16 protein-coding genes are annotated in these 17323 nt (G+C 64.9%); 3 read left to right on the forward strand and 13 right to left on the reverse strand.

What is annotated here, in order from left to right; all coding sequences use genetic code 11:
* Positions 1–627: 627 nt before the first annotated feature.
* The 7 genes from tyrS to CIK75_RS02375 all read right to left on the reverse strand — a co-directional run bounded on the left by tyrS (position 628) and on the right by CIK75_RS02375 (position 9004).
* Entirely contained in the window at positions 628–1941 is a 1314-nt protein-coding gene (tyrS, locus tag CIK75_RS02345) for a tyrosine--tRNA ligase (protein ID WP_096223104.1), read from the reverse strand.
* Positions 1942–1978: 37 nt separating this feature from the next.
* On the reverse strand, positions 1979–4261 hold the full coding sequence (locus tag CIK75_RS02350; RefSeq protein ID WP_096223105.1) for an AAA family ATPase: 2283 nt from the start codon (positions 4259–4261) through the stop codon (positions 1979–1981).
* 74 nt (positions 4262–4335) lie between these two features.
* A complete protein-coding gene (locus CIK75_RS02355; protein WP_086997255.1) occupies positions 4336–4851 on the reverse strand; it encodes an adenine phosphoribosyltransferase in 516 nt (171 codons plus the stop codon).
* A 30-nt stretch (positions 4852–4881) separates the two neighbouring features.
* Complete coding sequence (locus CIK75_RS02360) at positions 4882–5574, reverse strand: DNA-3-methyladenine glycosylase (protein WP_086997258.1); 693 nt, start codon at positions 5572–5574, stop codon at positions 4882–4884.
* Positions 5571–6308: a maleylpyruvate isomerase family mycothiol-dependent enzyme gene (locus CIK75_RS02365; protein WP_086997260.1), complete on the reverse strand. Its 738-nt coding sequence runs from the start codon at positions 6306–6308 to the stop codon at positions 5571–5573. Before CIK75_RS02365 ends, CIK75_RS02360 begins: the two co-directional genes overlap by 4 nt.
* Before the next feature lie 63 nt (positions 6309–6371).
* Complete coding sequence (gene argH / locus CIK75_RS02370; RefSeq protein ID WP_086997264.1) at positions 6372–7793, reverse strand: argininosuccinate lyase; 1422 nt, start codon at positions 7791–7793, stop codon at positions 6372–6374.
* Positions 7794–7795: 2 nt separating this feature from the next.
* On the reverse strand, positions 7796–9004 hold the full coding sequence (locus tag CIK75_RS02375; protein ID WP_086997267.1) for an argininosuccinate synthase: 1209 nt from the start codon (positions 9002–9004) through the stop codon (positions 7796–7798).
* Between the two features lie 131 nt (positions 9005–9135).
* Here CIK75_RS02375 and CIK75_RS02380 point away from each other — a divergent pair, with 131 nt between their 5' ends.
* Positions 9136–9567: an ankyrin repeat domain-containing protein gene (locus tag CIK75_RS02380; RefSeq protein WP_198962378.1), complete on the forward strand. Its 432-nt coding sequence runs from the start codon at positions 9136–9138 to the stop codon at positions 9565–9567.
* A gap of 13 nt (positions 9568–9580) precedes the next feature.
* Here CIK75_RS02380 and CIK75_RS02385 read toward each other — a convergent pair whose 3' ends face one another.
* From CIK75_RS02385 to argC, 6 genes are read right to left on the reverse strand one after another with little or no spacing between them, the layout of a single operon-like run.
* On the reverse strand, positions 9581–10096 hold the full coding sequence (locus CIK75_RS02385) for an arginine repressor (protein ID WP_086997270.1): 516 nt from the start codon (positions 10094–10096) through the stop codon (positions 9581–9583).
* Positions 10093–11070 (reverse strand): ornithine carbamoyltransferase, encoded by a 978-nt coding sequence (gene argF / locus CIK75_RS02390; protein WP_086997272.1) that lies wholly within the window; start codon positions 11068–11070, stop codon positions 10093–10095. Before argF ends, CIK75_RS02385 begins: the two co-directional genes overlap by 4 nt.
* Complete coding sequence (locus CIK75_RS02395) at positions 11071–12372, reverse strand: acetylornithine transaminase (protein WP_096223106.1); 1302 nt, start codon at positions 12370–12372, stop codon at positions 11071–11073.
* Complete coding sequence (gene argB / locus CIK75_RS02400) at positions 12369–13316, reverse strand: acetylglutamate kinase (RefSeq protein ID WP_086997278.1); 948 nt, start codon at positions 13314–13316, stop codon at positions 12369–12371. Before argB ends, CIK75_RS02395 begins: the two co-directional genes overlap by 4 nt.
* 11 nt (positions 13317–13327) lie before the next feature.
* Positions 13328–14521, reverse strand: a complete 1194-nt coding sequence (gene argJ / locus CIK75_RS02405) for a bifunctional glutamate N-acetyltransferase/amino-acid acetyltransferase ArgJ (protein ID WP_096223107.1) — start codon at positions 14519–14521, stop codon at positions 13328–13330.
* Positions 14518–15549 carry an N-acetyl-gamma-glutamyl-phosphate reductase gene (argC, locus tag CIK75_RS02410; RefSeq protein WP_086997283.1) on the reverse strand — a complete coding sequence of 344 codons (1032 nt, stop codon included), beginning with the start codon at positions 15547–15549 and terminating at the stop codon, positions 14518–14520. The genes argJ and argC overlap by 4 nt, the downstream gene beginning before the upstream one ends.
* Before the next feature lie 135 nt (positions 15550–15684).
* Between argC and CIK75_RS02415 the strand changes: the two genes are divergently transcribed.
* Positions 15685–16671 (forward strand): quinone oxidoreductase, encoded by a 987-nt coding sequence (locus tag CIK75_RS02415; protein WP_096223108.1) that lies wholly within the window; start codon positions 15685–15687, stop codon positions 16669–16671.
* Positions 16672–16690: 19 nt separating this feature from the next.
* Positions 16691–17272 carry a DUF2087 domain-containing protein gene (locus tag CIK75_RS02420; RefSeq protein ID WP_086997289.1) on the forward strand — a complete coding sequence of 194 codons (582 nt, stop codon included), beginning with the start codon at positions 16691–16693 and terminating at the stop codon, positions 17270–17272.
* Positions 17273–17323 lie beyond the last annotated feature (51 nt).

The raw sequence follows: 17323 nt of genomic DNA on the forward strand, positions 1-17323 counted from the left end.
CCTGGCAAATATGTCCTTGCAAATACACGGGGTGCATCCACAAAGACCATTCACCAATTTATAAAAAAATCGGTGTCAACAAACATGGCACACTATTGAGTTCTCAAACAACAGACCGCTAACGATTCCGAGCAAATAACGAAATAAAGAATTCGTATTCTTTTTGCTTTTCTTTCGTTGCTACATATCTAATTTATTAGTCCGTTTGATCGTTGTCAAATCGACTTTATCGCTTTGATTTCGACCAATTGGTCTCCCCTCGCTTCCATTTTTCCCTGCTTCAAGGCGTGCAAATGACGTCCAGAAAGCTTGGAGGTTTGAAAGGAGTTTGTTCGCCTGACCGGGAAACTTTCGCTTCCTTTGTCCGCTGCAGGAGCGTCGGCGACAAGAGAAAACATTACACGTGGTGACCGGCGGCTGCAAATCGGCCGTTCTCTCGGGTTCATGCGACCTGGATCCTTGCTTTTTCCCCGGGATACCGGGCTTCGAGGCGGTTTTTTGCCTCTGCAGGGGGTTACCTGGGGAGCAAAAAGGCCGGCCGGCCCCAACGTGATTCACGTCTCGGGGCCGGCCGGCCTCTTGGTTGTCTGGATCGGCTGCGGATTCACCAGCGCCGAACAACATGCTTTAGGACGCGACCTCGACCATCGCCAGGCTCTTTTTCCCACGTCGCACCAACACATAGCGCCCGTGCAAAAGCGCCGATGAATCAATGACTGCATCGACATCCGAGAATTTGACGTTGTTGACGTAGGCGCCACCCTCTCCCACGGTCCGCCGGGCTGCAGACTTGGACTCGGAGAGTCCGGTGGCCACCAGCAGCTCGACGATCCCCAATGAATCCGACGGCACCTGCACGCTCGGCAATTCTGCGGTGGCTGCCACCAGGAGATCTTCATCGAGATCGGCGAGTACCCCCTGGCCAAACATTGCTGCAGAGGCTGCAATGACCTTTTCGGTAGCGTCGATACCGTGGACCAGCGACGTGACGTCGTAGGCCAGCTGACGTTGACCGGCGCGGGCGAAGGGTCGTTCCGCTACTTGCTGTTCGATGGCCTCGATCTCTTGGCGTGTACGGAAAGTGAAGACCTTGAAGCGGTCGACCACATCGACATCGGCGGTGTTGAGCCAAAATTGGTAGAACGCGTACGGGCTACACATCTCGGCGTCGAGCCAGATGGCGTTGCCTTCGCTTTTGCCGAACTTACTGCCGTCCGTGTTGGTGATCAACGGGGTTCCGTAGGCATGCACCGTGGCGCCCTCGACCTTGCGAATCAATTCCGTCCCACTGGTCAGGTTGCCCCACTGGTCAGAACCGCCGGTCTGGAGCCGGCATCCGTAGTCTCGGTAAAGCTCCAAGTAGTCCATGCCTTGCAGGATCTGGTAGCTGAACTCCGTGTAGCTGATGCCCTCGTCGCTATTCAGGCGTGAGGCAACAGTGTCCTTCTTGACCATCGTCCCCACACGGAAGTGTTTGCCGACCTCACGGAGGAAGTCGATCGCGCTGAGGGGTCCCGTCCAGTCCAAGTTATTCACGATCTGCATCGCGTTTGAGCCTTCGGTCGACAAGAACCAGCTGACCTGACGCTGCAGGCGGCCCACCCACACGTTGACGGTCTCCTTGGTATTCAGGACCCGCTCGGCGCTCTGCCGCGGGTCTCCGATCAAACCGGTGGAACCACCCACGAGGCCCAGCGGGCGGTGCCCCGCCAGCTGCAGACGACGCATGTTCAGCAATTGGACCAGGTTCCCCAAGTGCAAAGACGGCGCCGTGGGATCGAATCCGCAGTAATAGGTGATCGGCTCCCCTGCGAGCATTTGCTCCAGCCCGGATTCCTCAGTGGAAACGTGGACCAAGCCACGCCACTTCAGCTCCTGCCAGACGTTGGGGAAGGACGGATCATTCTGCTGTCCCGCAATGGCGGGATTCAATTCACTCACTGACACGCCATCAAATCTAGCAGCAACGCTCTCGTGATCAGGCGTTCGGGTCCATTCCCGCAGGAATATTGCCACTGGCGATAACCTGCAGGCGTTGGGTCGCGCGGGTCATCGCGACATATAAATCGCCCACGGTTCCTTCCGCCTCTTCGACGATTTCCTGTGGCTCCAACACCATCACAACATCGAATTCGAGGCCCTTGGCCAGTTTGGCAGTGGTCACAACGATGTCCTGGTCCAGGGCGCCGGACCCGCCACCGACACGTCGTCCATACTCGCCAGCGACCGCCGTCCGGACCTGATCGAGTCGCTGCGCGGGGGCAATGACGGCAACCAGTCCCCCATCGGCGATTCTGATCTCTTCGGGCAGCGCCCTCAGCGTCGTTGCCAGGACGTCACCGGGCAAGACCCGGTTGATCAGCGGGGGCCAATCACCTTCGCGCACCGCCTTCGGCGTCGAGACTTGCAGACCAGCTTCCTGGGCCATCCGGGCTGCTGCTTCGGCGATCTGAACGGGAGTACGGTAATTCACCGTCAGTTCCTCCAGTTCAAAACGACGGCCGACGAACGGTTCCATCGCCGCAGCCCAACTCCCCACGCTCGCAGCCGAACTAGCCTGGGCGATATCACCGACCACGGTGAAAGACTTCAGGGGACAACGACGCACCAATAAGCGCCACTGCATCGGCGAAAGCTCTTGGGCCTCATCAACCACGACATGGCCGTAGGCCCAGTTGCGGTCGGTAGCGGCGCGTTCTGCAGCGGTCAGCCGGGGGCCGGTCTCCTCGTTCAAGTCGGCAAGTTGTTCGGCACTGACCGATCCATCAATGCCGATTTCTTCCAGTGATGCGCTGACGTTCTTCAAGGCCTGTTCAGCATTGGCCATATCGCGTTTTCGGTTGGCCTCGGCCACGGCTTGTTCGCGCCCTACCGTCGCATCGAAGGCACCCAGAAGTTCCGCGGCCTCGTCGAGCAAGGGGACATCCGCTTCGGTCCATGGTTCCCCGCGACCACGCAGTAATGAGCGGCGTTCGGCATAGCTCAGCTCAGGGGCAACCGCTTCGAGGACCTCGGGCTTGGCGTACAGGTCGGTGATGAGCTGCTCGGGGCTCATCGGCATCCAACATAGGTTCAAGGTGATGCGCACATCCCGTGAGGCCCGAACGTCTTCGATCAAGTAGGAGCGGTCGGCAGCATTGCCGGCACCGGAGGATTCCTCGAGCTTCTCCTTGAGCTGATCGGCCAGCTCGCGCAGCATGACCTTGACGAAGGTCGCGCGGGCCTCGTTATACGGTCTGCCCGTCGCCCGTGCTTTATCGCCGGCCCGCCGGACCTGCCGTGGGGTGATCGTCAGCGGGGTGCCTTCGACCAGGACCCGGCGTGGCCCCGCGGGCACCCGCTGGCGGTTCTCGACCGCCCGGGCAACCACCTGGGCCATGCCGAGTCCCCCCTTGATCCGGGCGGCTTCGCGTCCGGGTTCGGGAATGGCGTTGATCCCCGGCAGCAGCTGTCCCACGGAGGACATGACGACGCCGGTTTCGCCCAGGGAGGGCAAGACACGTTCGATATAGCGCATGAAGGCCGTCGAGGGCCCGACCAGCAAAACACCGGCGGTCTTCAAACGTTCACGGTGTTCGTAGAGGAGGTAGGCCGCACGGTGGAGGGCCACCGCAGTCTTACCGGTTCCGGGACCGCCCTGGACCACGAGGACACCGGCCAGCGGGGCCCGGATGATCCGGTCCTGCTCTGCCTGGATGGTGCTGACGATGTCCGCCATATGTCCGGTGCGTCGGCTGGTCAGGGCAGCAAGGAGCGCCCCCTCCCCCTGGTGCGAGACACCCTCGTTGAGTAATTCAGGGTCCAGCACATCGTCCTCGAGGGCTACCACGTTGCGGCCCTTGAGAATCAGGTGGCGCCGACGGCGTACTCCATGGCGTTCGAAGGCGGTGGCCTGGTAGAAGGCCCCCGCTTCCGGGGCACGCCAGTCGACCATGAGACGGGTCTGGTGTTCGTCGGTCATGCCGATGCGTCCGATGTAGTGACTGGTGGCATCACCGTTGTCCTCGGCACTTTCGAGGTCGAGGCGACCAAAAACCAGGCGGTCCTCGACGGCGTTCAATTGGGCCAGGCGGTCCTCGTATAAATTCGCGAACGAGTCGCGTTCGGAGATGTTCTGTAGCGAACCAAGCGCTCCGTCACGGCGAACCCGGGCCAGTTGCGCGGTCTTCTCCTCACGTAGGGCATCGAGCCGGCGGTAGAGCCGCTCGACATAAGCCCGCTCGCGCTCCAGTTCAGGTGCGGGCGAGGGTGACTGCGGCATGTACTTTCCTCCTGGTGCGAAATGGCGGACGAATCAGTCTACCGGTTGGGTGGTCGGCCGGCTCACGACGTCCATCACACCGTTTGAAGAGATTCCACGTGATAATCCTGCAGTCGGGCCCGGCCACGAAGTTCCTCCAGCTCGAGGACGACGCCGATACCGACGATCTCGGTCTGGGCACGGGTCAACAGGGAGACGGCCGAGTTGATGGTCCCTCCGGTGGCCAGGACGTCGTCGAGGAGCAGGACCCGGGTTCCGGGTTTGATGTCGTCACGGTGCAATTCCAGCGTGGCCGTACCGTATTCGAGGGTGTATTGCTCGGCGTGGACCGGACGGGGTAATTTGCCCTTCTTGCGGATGGTCACCATCCCCGTGCCGCTGGCGTAGGCTGCAGCCGCTGCCAAGACGAAGCCGCGTGCCTCCACTCCGGCGACCACATCGAAGGTGCCCTCAAAGGGGGCAATGATCTCATCGATCATGCGATGCAATCCGTGGGCGTCGGCGAATGCGGGCGTCAGATCCTTGAAGGAGACGCCCGGCTGTGGGTAGTCGGGGACGATCGCACACAGGCGGTCCAGGAGTTCGGGCATAGTTTCGGTCACGGATTGCACGCATCCACTCTAGTCCTTGCGCCCAGGGTTCCCTGCCGGTTTCGGGCGGTTTCGGGGCTTCGCGGCACGATAGGCCGAAACGGTGGGTTCGTGGTCGAGCCAAAACCGCCAGGGGTAGTCATTGCTGCCACCGGGGCCTGCCACACCAACCCGGGGTCCGCAGCGCACTCCCTGCGGTGCGGTTTCGGGTAATGAGGACAGGGTTGCTCCCAGCGGGGACGGAACAGCATCCAGCTCGCGGAGCCCCATTCCCTGGACCCCGGTGATCAATTCCAGTCCGTTGCATTGCAGGTCCAGCCCCACTGCCTGGGCGAGTTTGGCGGGCCCATTGGCCAGGTCCCGGTCCCGGCGAGGGTTCCGGCGTCGTGCCCTGGCGGTCTCAGCACCCGTGATGATCTCTCCAGCGCGCAGCAACACCGCAGAGGCCCGGCCGTCTGCCCCACACACGATGTTGGCGCAGTGGTGCATCCCGTAGGTGAAGTAGCAATACAGGGTTCCCGGCGGCCCGAACAACGAGTCGTTGCGTGCCGTGCGCCCTCGGTAGGCATGGGATCCCGGGTCTGCCGAACCTTCATAGGCTTCGACCTCGGTGATGCGCACGCCCACACGGTGCCCTTCCCGCTGAACGGTCAGGATGCTTCCCAGCAGCAAGGGTGCGACGTCGATCGCGGTCCGGGTCAGTTGAGGGTCTGCTCCGCTCATTTCGAGGCGGCCAGCCCCGAGGGCCAGGGCAGCAATTCGGGGAGGTCGGCCCCGTCGGCTGCGGCGGTCGCCCGGACGGGGCCGGAGGGTTCGCGTCCTGCGAGCCAGCCGGCCAAATCACATTCCATGCCGGTGACCACGTACCCGGTGGGACCGTCGCCGAGGGTCAGCGGCTGGCTGCCGGTGGGCTGCAAGAGCAGCCGGTATTCGGCGGGCACCCGCAGCGACAGGAACTCAAAAAGGTGGGCCGAGAATTCCGTGGGCCAGTCAACCAGCGAGACGGTGGTCCCGAGATCGGTGGCGTGGATCAGGACTTCACGCCAAGCAGCCTTCACACAATCGGTCACGGTGCCTTCTCCGCGGAAGCTCGTGGCGTTCTCCCATCCCCCGGCGGGGAGATCCTTGATCGACTCGTCCAACAGGTCCAGTCCTTGAATCGTGCGGGCCGCCACGGTGGAGGGCTGTTGGAGGGCACCGAGTTCAATCCGCTCGTCGCGGCCCTCCTGGCCGCCGTCGTAAAACTCGATGCGTTCGCCACGGGCGGCATAGGCCAGTTGCCGGGCCAGGGCACGGCTGACCCCATCCAGATGGGCCAGTAGCTGGGCATTATTCCACCCGGGCAACGTGGATGGCGCGGCGAATTCCTCGGCAGGCAGGGCGCCGATCGCGGTACGGGCACGGGCGGTGGCATCCTGGACGGCCTCGGCCAGTGATGCGGTGGAAAGCTGTGTCATGGCAGCAGCCTACCGCCGTCGTCCACAGTGGACGACGGCGGCAGGCTCTGCCGGTGCTGCGGCTCAGGCAGCGAAGGTGCGCAGCTCTTCCAGCTGCTCCTTCAGCGCCGTGAGCTGTGCGGCCACGGCATCGGGGGCAGTCCCTCCTTGTGAGGACCGTGAGGCCAGCGACCCTGCGGTGCTCAGGACCTCGCGGACGGCCGGGGTCAGTTCGGGGGAAATCGCGGCGAACTCTTCGTCGGTCAGATCCCATAACTCCACGCCCCGTGATTCCGCCACACGGACGGCCGAGCCGGAGAGCTCGTGGGCGTCTCGGAACGGGACTCCCTGACGGACCAGCCATTCGGCGATATCGGTGGCCAGCGCGAAGCCCTGAGGGGCCAACTCAGCCATTCGTTCGGTGTTGAAATCGAGCGTGGCGACCATCCCCGAAACGGCGGGAAGCAGCAGTTCCAGGGTGTCGGTGGCGTCGAACACCGGTTCCTTATCCTCCTGCAGGTCCCGGTTATAGGCCAACGGCAGCCCCTTGAGGGTGGCCAGCAACCCGGTCAGGTCCCCGATCAGTCGTCCAGCCTTGCCGCGGGCCAGTTCGGCGACATCGGGATTCTTCTTCTGCGGCATGATCGAGGACCCCGTGGAATACGAGTCATGCAAGGTGACGAAGGAGAATTCCTTGGTCGCCCACAGGATGACCTCCTCGGAGATCCGGGACAAGTCCACCCCGATCATCGCGGCGACCCAGGAATACTCCGCGAAGACGTCCCGGCTTGCTGTTCCGTCGATGGAGTTCCAGGTGGCCGAGTCGAAGCCGAGGTCGGCGGCTACGGCGTGGGGATCGAGTCCGAGCGAAGATCCTGCCAGTGCCCCGGAACCGTAGGGGGAAACCGCTGCCCGGCGGTCCCAGTCAGCCAGGCGCTGCACATCGCGCAGCAGTGCCCAGCCGTGGGCCAGCAGGTGGTGGGCCAGCAGCACCGGTTGGGCGTGTTGCAGATGCGTACGGCCGGGCATGGCAGCCTGCGGGTGGGCCTCGGCCTGGGCGATGAGCGCGTCGATGGTCGCCAGCACGCCGCGGGCGATGACCCGGGCGTGGTCACGCAGGAACATCCGTCCCAGGGTGGCGATCTGGTCGTTACGTGAGCGTCCGGCACGTAGCTTCCCACCGAGCGCCGGTCCGGCCCGTTCGATCAATCCGCGTTCGAGTGAACCATGGACATCCTCATCCGATTCCGCGGCGACGTACGTGCCGTCGGTGACATCGGATTCCAGCTGGTCCAGGGCACCGATCATGCCCTGGAGTTCGGCGTCGTCCAGCAGTCCCGCGGTGTGCAGGACCCGGGCGTGGGCTCGGGAGCCGGCGATATCGTAGCGGGCTAGTCGCCAGTCGAAATCCGTCGATTTGCTCAGCGCTGCCAGGGCGTCTGCGGGGCCGCCGGAGAACCGGCCGCCCCACAGGGCTCCTTCGTTGGTGCCGTGGGCCTCGGGCATGCCTACTTGCCCTCGGCCACGCGCTCGTCGCGCTCCGTGGCCACCTTCGCCGAGAGACCGAAGATATCGATGAATCCGCGGGCACTTGACTGGTCGAAGGTGTCGCCGGTGTCGTAGGTAGCCAGGTCGAAGCGGTAGAGACCAGTTTCCGAACGGCGTCCTTCCACGACGGCGCGGCCACCGTGCATGACCATGCGGATATCACCGTTGACGTGGCGTTGGGTGTCCGCCACGAAAGTGTCCAGCGAGCGCTTCAGCGGGGAGAACCACTGGCCGTCGTAGACCAGCTCGCTCCAACGCTGGGACACCGTGGCCTTGAAGCGGGCCTGTTCACGCTCGAGCGTGATGTTTTCCAGGTGCTTATGCGCCTCCATCAGGGCCATCGGCCCCGGGGCCTCGTAGATCTCGCGGGATTTGATGCCCACCAGTCGGTCCTCGACGATGTCGATGCGGCCGATGCCCTGGGCGCCGGCGCGGCGATTCATCTGTTCGATGGCCTCCAGCGGGGTGACGGCCACACCGTCGATGGCCACCGGGATGCCCTGGCGGAAGGAGATGGTCACCTCGTCGGGGGCCGGGGGGAACTCGGGGGAATCGGTGTAGCTGTAGACGTCCTTGGTCGGGGCGTTCCAGATGTCCTCGAGGTAGCCGGTCTCCACGGCGCGGCCCCAGACGTTCTGGTCGATCGAGAACGGGTTGTTCTTGGTCGTTTCGATCGGCAGATCGTTCTTTTCCGCATATTCGATCGCCTTATCGCGGGTCAGCGCCAGGTCACGAACCGGGGCGATGCATTTCAGCTCCGGACCGATGGTCTGGATGCCGACTTCAAAGCGGACCTGGTCATTGCCCTTGCCCGTGCACCCGTGGGCGACGGTGGTGGCCCCGAACTGTTTGGCCGCGGTCACCAAATGCTTGACGATCACCGGGCGGGAGATCGCAGAAATCAACGGGTAGTGGTTTTGGTAGAGCGCACCGGTCTGCAGCGTCGGCATGCAGTACTCGTTGGCGAACTCGTCGCGGGCGTCGGCAACATAGGCTTCGACGGCACCGCAGCCCAGCGCGCGATCGCGCACCGTTTCCAGGGATTCGCCGCCCTGCCCGACGTCGACCGCGACGGCAATGACTTCAGCGCCGGTGGCTTCGCCGATCCAGCCGATGGCCACGGACGTATCCAGGCCGCCGGAGTAGGCCAGGACAATGCGTTCCTTCACGGGGTTTCTCCTCTGGGAATGGGGTTCGACGCATGGGCCGCGCCGATCAAGATCTGTTCTTATTCATAAGTCTACATAATTATGCACACGATGCAATGTGGCCCCTCCTCACTGGCGGTAGGCTGGTCGGCATGACAGAGCCCGCCAACCAGCCAGTGCCCGAACTCAGCGATGAAGAGCTTGCCTTCCTTCATTCCACTTTCGACCTTGCCCGTCAAGGGGAAACCGAGAAGCTGCTGGCCCTCATCGGTGAGGGCCTGCCCGTTGACCTGACCGACCATAAGGGCGACTCGCTGCTGATTCTGGCCTCCTATAGCGGACATAACGACCTGGCACGCGGCCTCGTCGAACGCGGGGCGACCGTGGACCGACTCAACGACCAGGGCCAATCGGCACTGACCTGCACCGTCTTCCGGCAGAATGCCGAGCTCACCCGCTTCCTCCTGGAGGCCGGGGCGGACCCGAAGCTGGGTCCCCAGAACGCCTGGGCGGTGACCGATATGTTCGATCTCCCCGCCATGCGCTCACTGATCGAAGAGTATTTCCCGACGAACGGCGCCTGACCGGGGCCGGCGGCTACTGCGTGTTGGCCAGTTCGAGGAAGCGCGCGGCGATCTCCTCGCCACCCTGGGGGTCACGGGTGATCAGCATGACCGTGTCATCGCCGGCGATCGTGCCCAGGACATCGGGCATGATCGAATGGTCGATCGATAAGGCCAAGAAGTTCGCCGCCCCCGGAGGGGTGCGCAGGATGACGATATTCGCCGAGGCTTCCGCGGTGACGATCAACTCGGCCGAGAGCTTAGCCAGCCGCGCGTCGAGCACTTCCTGGGTGACGCCGGTCTGCGGCGACCGGTCCCCGCCCTCGGAGCGCAACGCGTAGACCAGGCCCCCTTCCACACCCCGGACCCTGATGGCTCCCAGTTCCACCAAGTCCCGGGACAGCGTGGCCTGGGTGACTTGGACGCCGTCGGCCGCCAGCAGGCCTGCGAGTTCGGCCTGGGAACGCACCGATCCGGCCCCGAGAATGGCTTTGATCCGTGCTTGACGGGCAATTTTTGTGGTGGGCTGGCCACCGGGCTGCAGGCTCATCGTCGGTCCCCCGCTTCAACACCCGAGACTTCCGCCAGCCCCGAAGAGGCCATCAGCCAGGCCATCAGGGCCTTCTGGGCGTGCAGCCTGTTTTCTGCTTCGTCCCACACCACCGATTGCCCGCCGTCGATGACCCCTGCAGCGATCTCATATTCACGGTAGGCCGGGAGGCAGTGCAAGACGATCGCGTCCGGGGCCGCCAGGGCCATCGCCGCCTCATCGACCCGATAGTCCCCGAACAGTTCAACTCGTTCTGCCTTTTCGTCTTCCTGCCCCATGGAGACCCAGGTGTCGGTGGCCACGACGTCGACATTTTTGAGGGCCTCCGAAGGGTCGGTGGTGATCATGACCGACCCACCGGTTTCTGCGGCACGGCCCCTGGCCGCGGCAACGACGGATTCATCGGGTAGATGGCCGGCAGGCCCGGCGATGCGCACCTGCATTCCGGCGGTCACTCCGGCCAACAGGTAGGAGTTGGCCATGTTATTCGCCGCATCACCGAGGTAGGCCATGGACAGTCCGGCGAGCCGGCCCTTATGTTCGCGCACGGTCAGCAGATCGGCGAGCAGTTGGCAGGGGTGGTAGTCATCGGAGAGCGAGTTGATCACCGGCACCCCACTGTTGGCGGCCATCTCCTCCAATCCCGACTGGGCGTAGGTGCGCCAGACGATCGTGGAAACCATCCGCTCGAGCACCCGGGCCGAGTCGGCAATCGACTCCTTATGCCCCAACTGGGACTCACCGGGGTTGATGATCAATGGCTGGCCGCCCAGTTCGGCGATGCCGGCGGCAAAGGAGACCCGGGTGCGGGTGGAGGTCTTATCGAAAAAGACGGCGACGGTTTGCGGTCCGGCATACGGGCGGTACCCGTACCTGTCGCTCTTCATGGCCGCCGCCAGGTCCAGGACCTCGGTCTGTTCGGCCTGGCTGAGGTCTGTATCAACCAGGAAATGACGGACGGTTGGGGTGCTCACTTAGTTCTCCTGTGCAATGGCTGTGGCATAGAGCTCCGGTAGGGCGTCAACAAAGCCCCTCAGTTGTTCCATGGTGATGATCAACGGTGGGGCCAGGCGCACGGTGGCCGGACCCGTCGAATTGATGATGAACCCTGCCTCGAGCCCCGCCCGTACGACGGCGGGAGCCACCTCGGTGGCCAGGTCGAAGCCCACCAGCAGGCCATGGGCGCGCACCTCGGTCACGCAGTCCAGTTCCTGCAGTGCCGCCGCCAGGGCAGCTGAGGTGTCACGGACCTGGGCCAGGACACCCTGGCTTTCGAGGACGTGGAGGGTGGCCAGCGCCGAAGCGGTGGCCGCCGGGTTGCCGCCGAAGGTCGTGCCGTGTTGGCCCGGGCTCAAGAGCGAGGACACGTGCTCACCGAAGGTGATCAGCGCCCCGATGGGGAAACCGCCGCCGAGTCCCTTGGCCAAGGTGATCGCGTCGGGGATGATCCCTTCGGAGGCGAACCACGCCCCGGTCCGTCCGATGCCGGTCTGGACCTCATCGATGATGAGCAGGGCCCCGGCCTCCTCGGTGATCTGTCGTGCTGCTTGCAGGTATCCCTCCGGGTAGCCGCGGACCCCGGCCTCGCCTTGGATGGGTTCGATGAAGACGGCTGCCACCGTTTCGTCCACGGCGGCACGTAACGCGTCGGCGTCGCCTGCCGGCACCCATTCGACACCGCCGGGTAATGGTTCGAAGGGTTCGCGGTAGGCCTGCTTCCAGGTCAGGGCCAGGGCGCCCATGGTGCGGCCATGGAACGCATTTTCCAGGGCGATGATCCGCGTTCGCGCGGTTCCGGCCCCCGCGCCATCGTTGCGACGGGCCAGTTTGAAGGCCGCCTCGTTGGCCTCGGTCCCCGAGTTGGCGAAGAAGACCTTCGAACCGCTGGGGGCTTGGGCAAGAACGAGCAGTTTTTCTGCCAGCGCGATCTGGGTGGGACTGGTGAAGAAGTTCGAAATATGTCCCAGCGTGGCCAGCTGGCTGGAGACGACCGAGGTGAGGAACGGGTGCGCATGTCCCAGGGCGTTGACGGCGATACCGCCGAGCAGATCGAGGTATTCACGGCCGTCGGCATCCCAGACCACACATCCGGAGCCGCGCACCAGAACGCGCTGCGGGGTGCCGAAGACCCCCATGAGCGAGGCGTTGTAGCGTTCGGTCAGCTCGGTGGAGGCCAGGCCTTGCAGGGCCTCCAATTCGCCGGTCTCCCCCAACGGGGACCCCGGGTGGCTGGCGGAGCTCCGCTGGCCTCCGGGTTGTTCGGATGGCTGGCTCATGATTCCTCCTCGGGGACGACTTGGGTGCCGACGCCTGCCGAGGTGAAGACCTCCAGCAGCATGGAATGGGGTTGGCGTCCGTCAACGATGTGGGCGCGTTCGACGCCGTCATCGACGGCCTTCAGGCAGGCCTCCATTTTGGGGATCATGCCCGATTCCAGTCGCGGCATCATGCGGCGTAGTTCGGCCACGGTCAAGGAGGAGACCAGGGAGGATCGATCGGGCCAATCCGAATAGAGCCCCTCGACGTCGGTCAGGATGACCATCTTGGAGGCTCCCAGGGCCGAGGCCACTGCAGCGGCGGCGGTATCGGCATTGACGTTGAGGACCTGGCCCGTGGGTTCACCGTCGTCGTCGACCTCGGGGGCAATGGTGGAGATCACCGGGATGCGTCCGGCACCGAGCAGGTCGACCAAGGCCCGTGGTTCAACGCCGGTCACCTCCCCGACCAGGCCGAGGTCCACTGACTCACCGTCGATGACTGTTCCGGTGCGCACGGCTTGCAACAGGCCGCCGTCCTCCCCCGAGAGACCGACGGCGTAGGGGCCGTGGGAGTTGATCAGGCCGACGAGCTCACGGCCGACCTGTCCGGTGAGCACCATACGCACGACGTCCATGGCCTCGGGGGTGGTGACCCTGAGTCCACCCCGGAATTCCGACTCGATGCCGAGGCGTTCGAGCATGGAGCTGATCTGCGGCCCACCCCCGTGGACGACGACGGGATGGATGCCTGCATGATGCAAAAAGACGATGTCCTCGGCGAAGGCTCGACGCAGCTCGTCGTTGACCATGGCGTTTCCGCCATATTTGATGACCATCGTGCTGCCGGCGAAATGTTGGATCCAGGGCAGTGCTTCGATCAGCGCCTCGGCCTTGCGGTGGGCGGTATCCCAGGCGTCGCCGGAGAGCGCTCCCTCGGGGCCGGTCGGGGTGTCGGTGTTCATGCTCGGCGGTCCTAGCTGGAGTAGGCGGAGTTTTCGTGGACGTAGTCGTGGGTGAGGTCGTTGGTCCAGATCGTCGCCTCGGCGTCACCGGCGTGCAGATTGATCTCCACCAAGACGTCGCGCCCGCTCAGGTCCACGAGCGAGCGGTCATCACCGATGCACCCGGAACGGCACACCTGGATCCCGTTGATGGCGACGTCAAGTTCATCGGGGTCGAAAGCCGCAGTGGTGGTTCCCACGGCGGAGAGCACCCGACCCCAGTTCGGGTCTTGGCCGAAGATCGCCGCCTTGAACAGGTTCGAACGTGCCACGGCGCGGGAAACTTCCTCGGCGTCGTCCTCGGTAGCTGCGTTGAACGCCCGGATGCTGATGTCGTGGGCTGCGCCTTCGGCATCGGCAATGAGCTGGCGGGCCAGATCGGTACACAGCCCGGTGAGCCCCTCGGTGAATTCGGTGACGTCGGGGCGGACGCCCGAGGCGCCGGAGGCCATCAGGATGACCGTGTCGTTGGTGGACATGCAGCCGTCCGAGTCCGCCCGGTCGAAACTCACCCGGGTGGCGGCGCGCAGGGCGGCGTCGAGTTCGGCGGCTTCGAGTTCGGCATCGGTGGTGATGACCACGAGCATCGTGGCCAGCCCCGGGGCCAGCATGCCGGCACCCTTGGCCATCCCGCCGATGAGGTAGCCGGTAGCAGCGAAGCCGGCCTGCTTGGAGACCGAGTCGGTGGTCATGATCGCGGTGGCGGCATCAGCACCGCCGTCGTGCCCTGCCCCTGCCTGCAGTGCCGCACAGGCAGCGGTGATGCCGGCCTGGATCTTATCCATCGGCAGTTGTTCGCCGATGAGTCCGGTGGAGCAGACCAGCAGGTCAGCGGCATCGACGCCGAGCGCGCCGGCGGTGGCCTCGGCGGTTGCCTGGGTGTTGGCGTAGCCTTCGGCGCCGGTGCAGGCGTTGGCTCCGCCGGAGTTCAGGATCACCGCTTCGGCACGCCCGTCGGCGATCACCTTCCGCGACCAGTGGATGGGGGCAGCTGCCACCCGGTTGGTGGTGAAGACCGCTGCGGCGTTCTTCAGTGGCCCGTCATTGACCACCAAGGCCAGGTCCGGAGTACCGGAGGCCTTCAGCCCGGCGGTGATGCCGGTGGCGCGGAATCCCGCGGCAGCGGTGACCCCCTGCGGGGTGTGGTTCTCGTGGGGGTGGTTCACGGGGCGATCCCTTCCAGGTCGAGTCCGCGGGTTTCGGGCAGCCCCAGGGACAGGTTCATCGATTGCACGGCCCCACCGGCGGTTCCCTTGGTGAGGTTGTCGATGGCGCAGACGACGATGACGCGGCCCGCGTGCTCGTCGAAGGCCAGTTGCAGCTGCGCATGGTTGGAGCCTTGTACTGCCTTGGTCGTGGGCCACTGGCCTTCGGGGAGCAGATGGACAAAGGGTTCGTCCGCGTAGGCCTGGGCCCAGGCCTCACGCAGGGCTGCGGCGTCGACCCCGGGTTTGACCCGTGCGGTGGCCGTGGCCAGGATGCCGCGGGCCATGGGTGCCAGGGTCGGGGTGAAGGAAACGTTGACTGGTTCACCCGCGGCAGCACTGAAACCCTGTTCCATCTCCGGGGTATGCCGGTGCAGGCCACCTACTCCGTAGGGGCTCATCCCCCCGATCACTTCGGAGCCCAGCAGATGCGGTTTCATGGACTTCCCCGCACCCGAGGTTCCCGAAGCCGAGACGATGACGACGTCCCGTGCCTCCAGGAGGCCCGCGGTGAAACCGGGCACCAGGGCCAGTTGGGCCGAGGTCGGGTAACACCCGGGGACGGCGATGCGGGTGGCCCCGCGCAGCTTCTCGCGGTGCCCGGGCATTTCGGGCAGCCCATAGGGCCAATGCCCTGCGTGCTCTCCGCCGTAGAACTTCTCCCAGGCCTCGGGGGATTCGAGCCGGTGATCGGCCCCGGCATCGATGACCACGGTGTCGTCGGAGAGTTCTGCGGCGATGGCGGCACTGGCACCATGGGGCAAGGCCAGGAAAACAACGTCATGGCCGGCAAGATTCTCCGCGGTCGTGTCCACCAGGATGCGGTCGGCGAGCGCGTGCAGATGCGGTTGCAGGCTACCCAGTCGCTGGCCGGCATTACTGTGGGCGGTGATGGCCCCGATCGTGACGTCGGGGTGGTGCGCCAGCAGGCGCAACACCTCCCCGCCGGCATATCCACTGGCCCCGGAAACAGCTACCGAAATACTCATGAGTTCAGCCTACAACGCTCTTATGCACGATGGCTAATAATTATTCATCGTGGTGGGTCATGTTCGACCACTACAGAGCACCCGCTGCTCGAAGAGCCTAGGCTGGGAAGACCACCCCCAACGAAGGAGTTTTCCATGCCCCACGCACTACGGATCCCCCAGGCAGGCGGCCCCGAGGTCTTCGAATGGGTGGATGTCGAACGCCCCTCCCCCGGGCCCGGGCAACTCGTGGTTCGTCTGGCCGCCGTGGGAGTGAACTTCATTGAAACCTACCAGCGTTCGGGGGTGTACCCGGTCCAGTACCCGTTCGTTCCCGGCACCGAGGGTTCCGGCAGTGTGGAGGCGATCGGCGAAGGCGTCACCGACTACGCCATTGGCGACCGGGTTGCCACCTCGGAGGGGACGGGAAGTTATGCCGAGTACATGCTCCTGGACGCCGACAAGGCGTTCCCGGTGCCCGAGGGCGTGTCCGACGAGGTCGCCGGCGCGTTGCCGCTGCAGGGTTTCACCGCCCACTACCTGATCAATAACAGCTACCAGGTCCGCCCGGGAGACACCGTGCTGACCTACGCCGGCGCCGGCGGTGTCGGCCAACTGCTGATCCAGCTGCTGAAGCTGCGCGGGGCGACGGTCATCACCACCACGTCGACCGCCGAAAAGGCGGAACTGGCCCGGGCCGCAGGTGCCGACCACGTCCTGGCCTACGAGGACGTCCCCGATCGGGTCCGCGAACTGACCGACGGTCGCGGCGTCGACGTGGTCTACGACGGGATCGGCAAGGACACCTTCGAGGGTTCGCTGGCATCGTTACGCATCCGCGGCACCCTGGTGCTCTTCGGTGGCGCGTCGGGACAGGTACCTCCCTTTGATCTGCAGCGGCTGAACTCCCACGGATCCTTGACCGTGACCCGTCCGAAGCTCTCCGACTTCCTCCTGGACGTGGAGGAGCGTCAGTGGCGGGCGAAGGAAATGTTCGATCTGGTGGCCGCGGGGACGTTGAAGGTGGCCATCGGCGCCCGCTTCCCGTTGGAGCAGGCCGGGCACGCCCATACGGCGCTGGCTTCACGCGCCACGACCGGCAAGGTCATCCTGCTGCCGGATTCCCACAACGTCAACGCCTGATCCAGGCACCAGGAGGACCATGACACGGCACGACGACGGAACACCGGGCCCCCAGCAGTGGCGCCCGGTCCTGGCGGCCCTGGCCAACGCCGAGCAGCGCCTGCTGCTGGCCGAGGTCATCATGGCCGAGGCCGCCCGGGAGGGAACCGTGGTTTCGGATGCCCGGCGGAGCAAGGGCCTGGACCAGCTGGCCGGCTCCGGGGTGCTGGCCGGAACGGACGGCGACTGGAGGGTCGACGCCGCCGGACTGCGCAGCCTGCTTTCGGCACCGACACAGCCGGAGTCGGAGGCCACCGGTGACGAGGAAGTGGATCGCTTCGTCTCCGGGGGACGCATCCACACCTATCCGGCCAAACCGGGGCCACGCCGCCGGCTGCTGGTCTGGGCCGCAACCCAGGCGCTGGAGGCCGAGGAGGTCCTCACCGAAGGCGGGCTGAACCACCGGTTGGAGGCGCTGACCTCCGATGTGGTGACGTTGCGCCGCTACCTCGTGGACGCGGGTCTGCTGACCCGTTCCCCCGATGGTTCGGCCTACCGGCGCGCCGCCGAGGAGGAGACCTCGCAGGAGCCGTCCGGGCAGGATGCGATCCGCCCGGGCTGAACCCCACCGACGGCCCTCCCGGCCACCCCCCGGACGACGACGGGGCCGGAA

The organism is Glutamicibacter sp. BW78 (assembly GCF_002332245.1).
Classification (GTDB): domain Bacteria; phylum Actinomycetota; class Actinomycetes; order Actinomycetales; family Micrococcaceae; genus Arthrobacter_H; species Arthrobacter_H rhombi_A.

Coding starts and splice junctions, on each gene's coding strand:
- CIK75_RS02350 (WP_096223105.1), bottom strand. CDS start 4,261: ATGCCGCAGTCACCCTCGCCCGCACCTGAACTGGAGCGCGAGCGGGCT.
- CIK75_RS02355 (WP_086997255.1), bottom strand. CDS start 4,851: ATGCCCGAACTCCTGGACCGCCTGTGTGCGATCGTCCCCGACTACCCA.
- CIK75_RS02360 (WP_086997258.1), bottom strand. CDS start 5,574: ATGAGCGGAGCAGACCCTCAACTGACCCGGACCGCGATCGACGTCGCA.
- CIK75_RS02365 (WP_086997260.1), bottom strand. CDS start 6,308: ATGACACAGCTTTCCACCGCATCACTGGCCGAGGCCGTCCAGGATGCC.
- argH (WP_086997264.1), bottom strand. CDS start 7,793: ATGCCCGAGGCCCACGGCACCAACGAAGGAGCCCTGTGGGGCGGCCGG.
- CIK75_RS02380 (WP_198962378.1), top strand. CDS start 9,136: ATGACAGAGCCCGCCAACCAGCCAGTGCCCGAACTCAGCGATGAAGAG.
- CIK75_RS02385 (WP_086997270.1), bottom strand. CDS start 10,096: ATGAGCCTGCAGCCCGGTGGCCAGCCCACCACAAAAATTGCCCGTCAA.
- CIK75_RS02395 (WP_096223106.1), bottom strand. CDS start 12,372: ATGAGCCAGCCATCCGAACAACCCGGAGGCCAGCGGAGCTCCGCCAGC.
- argB (WP_086997278.1), bottom strand. CDS start 13,316: ATGAACACCGACACCCCGACCGGCCCCGAGGGAGCGCTCTCCGGCGAC.
- argC (WP_086997283.1), bottom strand. CDS start 15,549: ATGAGTATTTCGGTAGCTGTTTCCGGGGCCAGTGGATATGCCGGCGGG.
- CIK75_RS02415 (WP_096223108.1), top strand. CDS start 15,685: ATGCCCCACGCACTACGGATCCCCCAGGCAGGCGGCCCCGAGGTCTTC.
- CIK75_RS02420 (WP_086997289.1), top strand. CDS start 16,691: ATGACACGGCACGACGACGGAACACCGGGCCCCCAGCAGTGGCGCCCG.